Source organism: Firmicutes bacterium HGW-Firmicutes-1 (assembly GCA_002841625.1).
Classification (GTDB): domain Bacteria; phylum Bacillota; class Clostridia; order Lachnospirales; family Vallitaleaceae; genus HGW-1.
Genome location: PHAG01000005.1, coordinates 62227 through 74032, shown reverse-complemented (window position 1 = coordinate 74032; position 11806 = coordinate 62227). Strand labels below are relative to the sequence as shown.

Annotated in this window: 12 protein-coding genes; 3 read left to right on the top strand and 9 right to left on the bottom strand. The window is 33.5% G+C overall.

The features are described from left to right. Positions 1-77 precede the first annotated feature (77 nt). Entirely contained in the window at positions 78-1469 is a 1392-nt protein-coding gene (locus CVU84_07075) for a flotillin (protein PKM95076.1), read from the bottom strand. A 21-nt stretch (positions 1470-1490) separates the two neighbouring features. Next, positions 1491-2090 carry a hypothetical protein gene (locus CVU84_07070; GenBank protein ID PKM95075.1) on the bottom strand — a complete coding sequence of 200 codons (600 nt, stop codon included), beginning with the start codon at positions 2088-2090 and terminating at the stop codon, positions 1491-1493. A 217-nt stretch (positions 2091-2307) separates the two neighbouring features. Between CVU84_07070 and CVU84_07065 the strand changes: the two genes are divergently transcribed. Beyond that, positions 2308-3210, top strand: coding sequence for a hypothetical protein (locus tag CVU84_07065; protein ID PKM95074.1), 903 nt, complete (start codon positions 2308-2310; stop codon positions 3208-3210). A 14-nt stretch (positions 3211-3224) separates the two neighbouring features. Here the strand turns inward: CVU84_07065 and CVU84_07060 are convergent, their stop codons facing one another. Beyond that, positions 3225-5858, bottom strand: coding sequence for a hypothetical protein (locus CVU84_07060; GenBank protein ID PKM95073.1), 2634 nt, complete (start codon positions 5856-5858; stop codon positions 3225-3227). A gap of 175 nt (positions 5859-6033) precedes the next feature. Then, positions 6034-6267 carry a hemerythrin gene (locus CVU84_07055; protein PKM95185.1) on the bottom strand — a complete coding sequence of 78 codons (234 nt, stop codon included), beginning with the start codon at positions 6265-6267 and terminating at the stop codon, positions 6034-6036. Between the two features lie 219 nt (positions 6268-6486). On the opposite strand from CVU84_07055, the gene CVU84_07050 reads away from it, so the two are divergent. Beyond that, positions 6487-7035, top strand: a complete 549-nt coding sequence (locus CVU84_07050) for a hypothetical protein (GenBank protein ID PKM95072.1) — start codon at positions 6487-6489, stop codon at positions 7033-7035. A gap of 39 nt (positions 7036-7074) precedes the next feature. Here the strand turns inward: CVU84_07050 and CVU84_07045 are convergent, their stop codons facing one another. Both CVU84_07045 and CVU84_07040 read right to left on the bottom strand, forming a co-directional pair. Continuing rightward, positions 7075-7398 carry a ferredoxin gene (locus tag CVU84_07045; GenBank protein PKM95184.1) on the bottom strand — a complete coding sequence of 108 codons (324 nt, stop codon included), beginning with the start codon at positions 7396-7398 and terminating at the stop codon, positions 7075-7077. 168 nt (positions 7399-7566) lie between these two features. Further along, positions 7567-7956: a hypothetical protein gene (locus tag CVU84_07040; GenBank protein PKM95071.1), complete on the bottom strand. Its 390-nt coding sequence runs from the start codon at positions 7954-7956 to the stop codon at positions 7567-7569. A 130-nt stretch (positions 7957-8086) separates the two neighbouring features. Here CVU84_07040 and CVU84_07035 point away from each other — a divergent pair, with 130 nt between their 5' ends. Next, complete coding sequence (locus CVU84_07035) at positions 8087-8764, top strand: epoxyqueuosine reductase (GenBank protein PKM95070.1); 678 nt, start codon at positions 8087-8089, stop codon at positions 8762-8764. Positions 8765-8810: 46 nt separating this feature from the next. Here CVU84_07035 and mutY read toward each other — a convergent pair whose 3' ends face one another. The 3 genes from mutY to CVU84_07020 all read right to left on the bottom strand — a co-directional run bounded on the left by mutY (position 8811) and on the right by CVU84_07020 (position 11633). Next, a complete protein-coding gene (mutY, locus tag CVU84_07030; protein PKM95069.1) occupies positions 8811-9863 on the bottom strand; it encodes an A/G-specific adenine glycosylase in 1053 nt (350 codons plus the stop codon). Positions 9864-10002: 139 nt separating this feature from the next. Further along, a complete protein-coding gene (locus tag CVU84_07025; protein PKM95068.1) occupies positions 10003-10728 on the bottom strand; it encodes a hypothetical protein in 726 nt (241 codons plus the stop codon). 83 nt (positions 10729-10811) lie between these two features. Then, the gene (locus CVU84_07020) at positions 10812-11633 is read right to left on the bottom strand and encodes a hypothetical protein (protein ID PKM95067.1); all 822 of its coding nucleotides are present in this window, start codon (positions 11631-11633) and stop codon (positions 10812-10814) included. Between the last annotated feature and the right edge of the window lie 173 nt (positions 11634-11806).

The window sequence follows — 11806 nt, the reverse complement described above, 5'->3', positions numbered from 1 at the left end:
CCACCCAACCGGTATTTTATTCAATTCCTATCTGTAATTTCAAATCAAATTATGAATATAGTTTTTATAAATTTTAATTACTCTTGGGTTTCCTTTTTATCTTGATTCTCATTCTTTTCATTCCCTAAGTATTTAGGCAAATCCATACCTGCCATATTAAACAAATCATTCATTGGCGGTATAGACTTCATCAAGCCTGCTAGAAAATTAGAGGTTGAAGTACCATTTTGTTCAGAACCGGCACTATCCCATACAGTAATTTTATCAATTTTAATATTCTTAATCGCTTCAACTTGAGTTTTAACGAGATCTTCAAGCTTATCAGCAATAATCAATTTTATTGCGTCCTCTGCATTTCCACCAGAAGCGCTTACAATCGCTTTAAATCCAGCCGCTTGTTTACTTAAGATTTCTTGTATACCACGTGCTTCTGCCTCCATCTTAGAATAGATTGCATCTGCTTCACCTCTAGCTCTTCTTCTTAGTTGTTCTGCATCTGCTTCAGCTGAAATCTCAGCTCTACGTTTATCGATCTCAGCATTGATAATGACATCTGCCTCTTTAGTAGCCTTTTCAAGGCTTGCTCTAGCTTTTTCAGCCTGTTCTTCTGATTTATATGCTTCTTCTAGCGCCTTAGCACTTTGTACTTTCTCAGCAGCAGTTGCAATTCTTAAAGCTTCTGCTTCTTTTTCACGACGTAATGCTTCTGAGTTGGCAATAACAACTCTAGATTCATTTTCACCTTGAACAGCTAAGGAATTGGCCTCTGCAACTTGAATTCTTTGATCTCTTTGTGCATTTGCTTCACCGATAGAACCATCTCTGTTTTTCTCAGCAACTGTTTTCTTAGCATCATTGATTGCCTTTGCAGCCGCTTCCTTACCTAGTGCTTCTATGTAGGCGGATTCATCCTTAATATCTGTAACATTTACGTTAATTAATCTTAACCCGATCTTCTTAAGTTCTGTCTCTACATTTCTGGAAACAGCAGCTAAAAATTTATCACGATCTGTATTGATTTCTTCAATATCCATAGTTGCAACAACCAAACGTAATTGCCCAAAAATAATATCTTTTGAAAGCTCTTCAATTTCTTCTTGTTTTAATGCAAGAATACGTTCTGCTGCATTCTGCATAACGCCTGGTTCAGTTGAAACACCAACCGTAAATCTTGAAGGTACATCGATACGAATATTCTGTTTGCTAAGAGCTCCTGTTAAATTAACAACGATAGAAATGGGTGTAAGGCTTAAAAAATGATAACTTTGGATAATAGGCCAGATGAATGCTGCCCCCCCATGAATACACTTTGCACTTTTGTGCTCACCTTCTGAATTTCTACCTACTTTACCATATACAACTAAAATCTTATCTGAAGGGCACTTCTTATAACGAGCAAATAAAGCAACAATCGTTCCAAATACCAATAAGGTTATAACTATGATTAAAACTAGTATATTTAAATCCATTTTTTATTCTCTCCTATCCAATTATTCTTTTTCTTTTTCTACAACAATGATTGATCCATTAAAAATATCGACTACTCTGACAATTTGACCTGTTTTAAGTGACTCATCACCATGTGTAATCGCATCAGCTTCTATGAGTCGCCCAGAAACCATAATTTGAACCTTACCAATACCCGCATTACTTGCTGATATTGGTATATAAACCTCAGCAAAACCACCTATCGCTTTCTTGTAATCTAAGTTTCCACTGGATTGCAATTTCGATACCACATAAAACATATAACCAACAAATCCCATTGCCAAAAATCCGGATATTGTTGAAACTATAAAGACAAATCCCACATTGGCATCATCGGAAGATAAAACTGCCCCTACCCATCCGAATATAGTTAAAAATGCAATGATACCTCTTAAGCTTACAAATCTAAAATCCGCTGCTTCTGCTGATCCTGAAATATCTTGATCCCCGATATCTAAATCCGAATCAAAGTCTACATCCCCCTGATCTCCAATTCCTAAAAAAGAAAGTATAAATTGGAGTACCAAAATAATGGTTGAAGGTATTGAAACAAAATAAAAAAACTTCTGCAATGAGCTTAACCCCTCCCACCACTCGTTCATACAAAGACCTCCTTTACAAACCTTACACTGCAAATATGGTAAGTGTTATTTACTATATTGTATGATATCGTTAGAGATTTGTCAACACAAATAAGAGTATATTGGGATTTTATTGGGTTTTCGCAGCTTTTTCTGATAAATATGCAAATTTTTCTTGAAATAGCTATTCATATCCGTTATAATGGGGTAAATAAAATTTACCATTGGAGGTGCTAAAATGCGAGAAATGACATTGGGTCAAAAGGTAAAGGAAGCACGTATTGCAAAACAGATGACACAGAAGGAACTTGCAGGAGACTTTATTACACGTAATATGCTTAGCCAAATTGAAAATGATAATGCAGCACCTTCTATAAAAACCATAGAACACATAGCTTCAGTTCTTGATAAACCGATCAGTTATTTTATGGACCGAGATCAAAGCGATCAAGGATTCATTATAGAAGAACTATTACTCGTATATGAAGATCATAATTATATAGAATGTATTAATAAAATCGAGAAAGTTCTTGAAAAAGAATCTATCTATCATAATAACGACTTAATTAAAGATATTTACATCAATTGCTGCAGTAAAGCCGGAACAGCTTTTAGAGATTCTGGCGATTATATAAGCGCTCATATGGTTCTGGAAAAAATTCTAACTTTCGAAAAGGATATGTTTTTTGCTTCAAATATTGTTTTGTATAATGTCTATAGCCAATTATCAGAGATAAATTGCTATTTAAAAGCAATAGATGCATCTAAAGAGTATGATAATAAAGCTACCGATATGATACATAAAATGATTGCTTCAAGAGCTATTCAAAGCATTTATATATCACTTGCGGAAGGCAACTATGATGATGTGCTACAAAGGATCGGTTTGATAGAAATGAATGAACTAGATAACCATGATAAAGGGCGTTATTATATGTTAATTGGTTCAGCCCACTATTACAAAGAAGAACATCAAGTAGCCATCCCTTTTTTAGAAAAGGCCATACCCTTTTTTAAGGAAACCTTTTGTAAAAGCGGTCTTGTTACAATATATGAAGAGTTAAGTAAATGCTATTCTCATTTAGAAGAATACAAAAAAGCATATCAATATTTGGAATTAACAAAACAGATCGAATTATAACTTACCAGCATCAATTAATTCATAATTTCAATAAATATCTTTACAATTCTTGGATCATACAATATTTCTGCGCCCCTTTTTATTTCTTCCAACGCTGCTTCCTTACTTAAGACCTTGCGATAAGGTCTGTTGTTGACCATAGCATCATAAGCATCTGCAATTACAATAATCCTAGCTCCCAAAGGTATTTCATTGCCTTTTAGTCCTTTTGGATAGCCATTTCCATCCCAGCGTTCATGATGAGAAAGAACATATTCAGCTAGTGGTGCAAATTCATTTACAGAACTCAAAATCTGATAGCCTATCTCTGGGTGCCTCTCAATTTCAATTCTTTCTAACTCATTAAGTGTTCCCATTTTATCTAAAATAGTATCTTCTATAGCAATTTTACCTATATCATGCATTAACCCCGCTGTTTTGAGTTCCCTAATATCATCTTGGCTTAAACTTAATGCAGTTCCAATGGCAGCACATAATTTGCCAACTCGTTTCGAATGTTTTTCTTCTCTTTGATTTTTTTCATATAATGTTTTTATGATAACTTCTATAGTTTTATGACGCATATTAGAACTTTCAGATAGCTTACGTCTATACATGTAATCTTCTGCTTTTTTAAGAACAGTCATAATGTCTTCTTCTACACTTTGTTTCGTTTCCCAACCACAGGACACTGAAATGTTAATAGACTCAACCTTTTCCTTGTTAAGTTCATCATTTATTCGTATTAAAATCATTTCCGTTTGCTTGAAATTAGTTTCCGGTAATATGATTACAAACTCATCTCCACCAATTCTAGCAACAATATCATTTGTACGACATTCTCTCTTAAAAACCTTCGCTATTTTTTTCAAGAGTATATCTCCAACCGAATGGCCAAAGGCATCATTGACTAGCTTTAATCCATTCACATCTAACATAACAAGAGTTACTGGTAATTTTTCCTCTACACCAAGTTTTATTAGTTCCTCTTCGAAAAATCTTCGGTTATATAATCCTGTTAATTGATCGTGATAACTCAAGTATAATATTTTTTCTTGTTTTTCTTTCTTTTCAGTAAAATCTCTAAAGACTACTACAACGCCATTAATATTTCCAAGCTCATCTCTAATAGGTGCAGCACTTTCTTCTACAGGTCTTTTAGTCCCATTTTTAGAAAGCAATGCTATTTGATTCGTATGTTCATTAATACCACCTGTTTCAAGCACTTTTCGCACAGGACAATCGCACCTTTCACTTGTGTATTCGTTTATCATATGAAAAACCGCTTCAAAGGGTTTACCGATTGCATCCTCTTGTGACCAACCAGTAAGTTCTTCAGCTACAGTATTCATAATTTCTACTTTTCCATTTCTATCAGTTGAAATTAGCCCATCACTAATAGATAACAAGGTAGCCTTAAAAAGCTCCCTCTCATCCTTCAACAAGTTCTTAGTGTTTACTAATTCCATTGTCCTGTTTTCCACTTTGTTTTCAAGGTTTTTACTATAATCTTCAAGTTCTTCTTTTTGTTTTTCGATTTTATGGAAATTTTCTTTGATTTTTTCAATCATAGAATTAAATACATCAACAAGCTCACCAATTTCATCACGACTTATTTTTTTTGCAATTACATCATAATCCCCTCCTGCTACTTGCTTAGCTATACCAGATAAAACCGTGATAGGATAGGTTATTTTTTCACTTAAAATAACCATGATAATAACTACAAATATTGCAACCAACAAGCATGTAGAAAAAATAAAATATGTAATTTTATTCAATTTATTTAACCTAACAGTATTGTCATAGGTTATCTCGATTACCTTACTATTATCAGTCATGGTTTGTTTCTTTTCACTTAAGTCAATAAAGAAATAGCTTTTTGCTATATTCCCATCCTCAACCTCATATTTTAATTCCTTTTTTGCTCTTTTTACTATTTCCAAACTCTCTTCAGTGGGTTCATAATTTTCTCCACTATCTACAAACTGATATCCATAAGCATCAAAAACTCTTATATTTGAGACAATTTCATTTGTTTCAACTAATTCTTTCGTGATTTTTAAAGGTTCCAGTTCACTAATAATCGAACTGAGGCCTCCTTCAGTATATGCAATTTCCAAAACGTACTTATGGTCATTTGTTGATATGTAGGTAAATTTACTCAAATAACCAGTTCCTACATTCGTTCTTATTCTCTCATGACTAATTTCCTTAGATAACCTTATTTTATTTATCTCCTTACCCAAATCCTTATCAAATTGCATAAAGTTAAAATTTAATGCATCCGGAGAAGTAGACTTTATGATTGTAGTCTGGCTATCAATTATAATCAGATCAAACCTTCCATCCATCTTTGCTTTTATCACATCAAGTGATACATTTTCAGGATCCCCACCAGCTTTTTCAAACTCATCCTTAAATTCTATTATTCCATTTTCCATTTCTTCTTCAATGTTTTTTTCTAGCATTCTAAAGCCTGCGTCTATAAGGCTTACCGAATCAATCACATGTGCTTCAACCTGCTCTTTATGATTAAGGTACTCTTCCATAACTATTTGCTTAACTAATGCATACGTCATATATGTTATCAAAGATATTGTTATAATGATAGCAGGTAGAATATAAATTAATATCTTGTTTCTTACACTTAAATTTCTAACCTTCATTTTATCACCACCATTAATCCACAGTTTCAGTTATATCTCAACATTATACTAAATTCCTGCTTTTTCTACAATAGAATTAAACATATATTTTTTATAAGTCAATACTATTTTTTTGTATATGTCATCAATAAAGTAGGCTCTCAAAAGATCATTTGAAAGCCTGCTTTAGCTTACTTTAAAGTTTTACAATTCCTACCCTCCATAGATCTGGACCTTCTTCTAAATATTCCCATTGAAATTGACCTTCTCTTTCTGCCATTAATTGATATTGCAATGGCTTCGGGTCATGATCATTAATCAATTCCATACTCTGTCCTAATTTCAGTAGATCAAATGTCTCAAATATTTTAGGGTGTTTCTCTTTGGGTTCTATTGTCCTTACATCAATTTGTGCACTAAACTGGCCCATAGTTTTTCTCCTTTTAAATGATGCATATTTCAATATATCATTCTCCCTATTAATAATATCTTCTAATACTTCTTTTTTATTCAATGTCATTTTCATCTATCTAACTCATCAAAATACTGAACCATTCTTTTTAAATTCACCCTCAAATTGATAAAAATCTCATAAGCTCTAGCTGCTTATACATATACTATAATAAACTTTATACCGGATGTGATTGTAATGATGAAAAAAAACCAATCCGTACAAAACTGTATATATTTGGGAATACCAGTTCTAATTATTGTTGGAAGTCTGTTACACTTTGTTTATGAATGGTCAGGCAATTTAACAATAGTTGGACTTTTTGCTCCAACCAATGAAAGTGTTTGGGAGCATTTGAAAATGACATTTTGGCCTATGCTCATTTGGTGGGTTGTTGCGTATTTTGTACTTAGTAAAAGCAAGATAATCTCTGCCACTCAATGGTTTGTTTCCTGTGTGGTAGCAATTTTGGTGTGTGTACTTATTATCGTGTCCTTCTTTTATACCTATACAGGTGCTTGGGGCATTGAATCACTAATACTTGATATATTTTCGTTGTTCCTTGGTGTAGCAGTTGGGCAAATCTTGGCATTTCATGTATATCTATATGCAAACCTCAAGCAAATTTGCTTGTATATTTCTATAATTATACTAATTTTTTTGGCTATTACCTTTATAGTTTTCACCTTTGCTCCCCCACACATTCCGCTTTTCATGGATTCATCGACTGGTAAATATGGGATTTAAAAATGGAGGCTTCAAGGCCTCCTTCTAAGTTCAAGCAATCTACATCATATTCACAAAATTCATACACTCTCTTGCACAGTGCATACAAATCTGAGCGCATTCCTGTGACATCTCATCCTTAAATCTTGAACATTCTTCGCCACATGTCTCACATATACATGCACAAAGTTGAGCAGCATGTTTGGAAAACATTGCACCACGCGCGATATAATTGGCAGTCAATCCACATATGTCTGCACACTCATTCAACAGCATAACTTGTTTTGTCCTTTTTTGAATATCTGGCAATTTCAATACGTGGTTTGTCATGTGCTCACAAGTTGCTTCACACTCTTGAATTGTATTAACAAGTTCTTCGTGCATATAATGTCCGTCCTCTGAGTATCGGGCGTACATATTATCATTGCTCCTTCTCATATTATCCATATACATTTTGGGCATAATATTCCTCTTTAATATCAGTTTACACAATTAATATATTCATATTCTACCATTATGTGATTGAACAAAAATCATCAGACCCTCATTAGATTATTTCTTCTTTCTCGATTTAACTTCTGCTAGCTTGTTATTCTCAGCAACTCTAAATTCAACTATCTTACTTATTAATTCATAAGGGATTGGCTTTTCTAAAGGAAATTGCACCGATCCTTTTGCTCCCTTATATTCGGATAATTCTTGACTAAATGCATCTATTGCGCTAGGGGCTGGATAAAATCCTATATGATTTTTATAGGCAGCGAAATGCACCAAATTCCCATGCAATACAAAAGTAGGCATTTGCCAACTCATTTTTTCTTCTGCATTTGGTGCCGACTCTTTAATAACCATTCTTAACATTTTAAGTTTTTCCTGAACCTCATGGGGAAATTGTAAAATATATTCATCAATAGATTTAAAAGTAATTTTGCTTTCTTCCATACTTCCTCCTATAGAAATCGTTTTTTCAATACATGGATATCACAATCATTAATTTACGAATCATTCATTACATGATATCATATCCTTAAAGAACAATAAAGACTATACAACGCATTGGTGGGTGAATGTTATGAAAGAAAAAATCAAACAAATTGTTTTAGAATTAGGAGCAGATTTATGCGGAATTGCTAATGTAGATAGATTCACAGATGCACCTAATGGCTTTAACCCAAAAGATCTCTACGAAGAATGCAAATCAGTAATCGTGTTTGCTAAGTGTATACCAAAAGGCTTGGCGAAGGTTGATCCCCGTATAATTTATATCAAAGCAACAGATGTCAACTTGGACGAATTAGATCGCATCAGTTATCTATCTGCACTCGAAATAGAAAAACTGGATGCAACAGCGATACCCCTCCCTTCAGATTCCCCTTACGATTATTGGGATAATAACACCCTTGAAGGTCGTGGCTTAATATCAATGAAGCATGCTGCCCTTCTAGCAGGATTAGGTAGCTTAGGTAAAAACACTCTTATTATGAACAATAAATATGGTAATATGATAAATATTGGTGCCGTTTTAACCAACCTAGATTTAGAATCCGATCCCATTGCAGAAGAAGTTTGTATTGAAAATTGTCACTTATGTATAGATCAGTGCCCTCAAAACGCATTAAACGGAACTAGTGTAAACCAAAAACGATGCAGAGAATTTACATACAGCAAGAACGATAGAGGCTTTAGCATTTGTAATTGTAATAGATGCCGAGCAATATGTCCACGAGCATTTGGACAAAAACAATCTTAAATAAATACGGTTCTACAGAAAGACAGGAAGTTGCAGTTGAACTTCCTTAATCATCTATGCCCCCTCTATATGTTCTAAAAGCTGAGGGAATCGAATATTTTTCCTTTAATTCATTCTGTGTTGCCCAGACGAATTTAGTATCAACTGGCATACTTTCTATCTGGATGAAATACCCAATCATATGCCATTCTATATGCGTAAAAATATGTTTGGATTTATTCAAAGGAATTATTTTATGACAAATAATATTCCATTCATTTAATTGTTCTTCACATTCTTCACGAGATAAATGTCCCTCTACATGTGGAAATTCCCAAAGACTTGATAACAATCCCTTATTACCCCTTTGTCTTAATGCTGTTCTGTCCATAAAACGAATCACAAATATAGTCTTTTCCTCAATTTTTCTTGCTTTTTTTTTAGTTTTTAAAGGAAGTGTTGCTGCAATACCTTGTTTATTTCCTTCACAAATAGTGTTAATTGGACATTCGATGCATTTCGGCAGCCCATTTGGTACGCATATAGTGGCTCCTAATTCCATAATTGCTTGATTAAAATCACCAATACGAATCATAGGTAATATTTCAACTACACTTTTTTCAATCTCTTTTTTCACTGTTTGATCTATAATACTACCTTCGTTTGCTGTAACTCGGGCAAATACCCTAAGTACATTCCCATCAATAGCAGGAACCCTCCTCCCAAATGCAATGGAAGCGATCGCTCCGGATGAATAGGGGCCAATTCCAGGAAGAGATTGTAAGTCTTCTATACTGGACGGCATTTCTCCGCCAAAGCTTTGCACAATGATATTGGCAGCATTTTTTAAATTTTTGGCACGATTATAATACCCCAATCCTTCCCAAAGCTTTAATAGTTTATCTTCTGAAATATTTGCAAGGGTCTGTATTGTTGGAACTTCCTTCATAAAATTCTCAAAATAAGGCTTTACAGCATTTACCCTCGTTTGTTGAAGCATAATTTCTGAAATCCAAACTCTATAGGGTGAAGGATTGTCTCTCCATGGTAAGATACGTGCATTGTTATCGTACCATTCTAATAGTTTATTTTGAAATTGAATGATTGTTTCTGATTTCATCTGTCTTTACCGCACCTTTATTTATCGGGATGGTATCACCATTATATTGGATAGAAAAAGATGACTCCTGTAATTCGGTAATCATCTTTTTATTTCATTGGTTGATCATTTCATTTGTATTGATGAATTCTTTTATTTATTATTCTAAATTCTTAGCTATAAAAATACTTCTCTTAATTAGTTGAGAGACCGGAATAGTCAGTCCTGGATGTTTAGATGTTGCTGCAAGACTTTCGATCTCTAAAGAAACAACTCCAGTCATAGCTTCTTTACCATCTGCACATATTGAAATACTTCTCCCTAAATCACCACCTATTTGATACTCTTCAGGAACTTTGTAAACCTCTGCATTTCTTAATTCTATATCCTCATAAGCAGCAATACTAACTTTTATTTTCCTTTTTACTGCATTTGTTAATGCTTGATTTATTTTTTCAAAATCTTCTTTCCATATCTCAATAATTAGGCTTTCAGTAGCTGCGTTGATTATTTCCCTAGCTTTATTAATAATCTCATCGTACCCAGATATATTCCAAATGTTGTCTCTATCTTCTACTCTTGAAGAAAAATCTTCTAGTGAATTACATGCAGCATCAAAATTTTCTTCAGTTTTATTACGTCTTCGTTCAATCAATTCCTTTGGGGGTAATGGCGCATATAATACCGGTGCTCCATAGCTGATTAATACTTCACCATTTTGTGCCATCCCATCAAGTACTTCATATATTTTCGAACGAGGCACTCCAGAATTCAATGCAACCCCATATCCAGATAACGGTGATTTTTCAAGCAAGGCCAAATAAGCTTTTGCTTCATACTCCGTAAATCCCAAGTTCTTTAATGTTATAATTATTTCTGGCTTCATCTATGTTCCTCCCATGCCCTTAACAATCGTCTTATTTACCGTATATAGTACACCATTATTATATACTCAACTACAATCCTATCCTACACTCTTTCGTCTATCCATTGGGTTAAATCTTCCATAACTCTATCCTTAATTACTTCATTTAGCAGTTCATGCTGCATACCCTGATATATTTTTAATTTTTTATCCTTAGAAGCCATTTGTTCAAATAAGTATTCTGTATCAAGATAGGAAATAATCTGATCGTTTTTACCATGGATTAACACTACCGGATAATTAAATTTAGAGATATTTCTTTTTATCCACTTAGTTCCTTTAATCATTTCCTGCACAAAACCAATTGTCATTTCTTTATGTACCATAACATCTTCCATATATTCCTTGCAAACTTTTTTATCAGAGCAAAGTAGATTTGCTAAATTGTTTGGTACATACTCATTTTTATCTGTTCCTTTTCTAAAAAGCTCAAGTATTCCTGCCTCGTCACTTGCTGTAGGTGAGCTTACGATAAACCCATCTACTTTTCCCTTATGTTTTATTCCGTATGCAACAGCAATAAAGCCACCAAAACTGTGACCTAAAATAAATATTTTCGTATTCTTTTCATCCGCTTTAACAATATTTACCATAGCATCTGTATCATCTATCACATCATTAAAATCATCAATATGTGCTTTTTTACCATCTGATTTTCCATGCCCTCTATAATCAAATCGGTAAACGTTATAGTTCTTATCATTTAATTTGTCTACAACATAATTGTATCTGCCCTGATGCTCACACACTCCGTGAATAATAATGATTGTAGCTTTAGGATTATCTACTATACTTTTCTCATAATATAGTTTCGTTCCATCTTTAGAATTCATATAATCCGTAGTATTTTTTGCTTTCAAATTCATCACCTAACCTTATTATAAATTAGCTGGATCATTGGAATATTAACGATAAATAAGGAAGTCTTGAATTCTTCAAGCCTTCCTTATTATTATAACAAATTTTTATGCAAATGTATATTTAAGGGAGAACAAATACATTACATATATTTTTTGACTCGCTTTCAATTAGCATATTG